The organism is Tenacibaculum sp. AWR4_210 (assembly GCF_056160945.1).
The window spans coordinates 1-237 of sequence record NZ_JBSWYF010000101.1; the positions used below are offsets into that span (position 1 = coordinate 1).

The 237-nt window shown below is 51.5% G+C and carries 1 protein-coding gene; it reads left to right on the forward strand.

Annotation, left to right across the window (positions count from 1 at the left end; genetic code table 11):
- Positions 1 to 237: hypothetical protein (locus ACXAG7_RS20205; RefSeq protein WP_476667965.1), on the forward strand; the 237-nt coding region annotated here is incomplete at both ends.

Here is a 237-nt window from a genome sequence, read left to right on the forward strand (position 1 = left end):
CCACAGCAGCAACAGCTCAGGTAGTGGTAAGCGAACAAGCCTTACCAAATGCGGGAACTAACGGAACACTTACGATCTGTGCAGGAAGCACGGTAACATCAGGGCAATTATTTGCAGCCTTAGGTGGAAGCCCAGCGACAGGAGGTACTTGGTCACCAGCATTATCAGGCGCAAATACCTATACGTATACAGTAGCCGCAACGGCACCATGTACCACAGCAGCAACAGCTCAGGTAG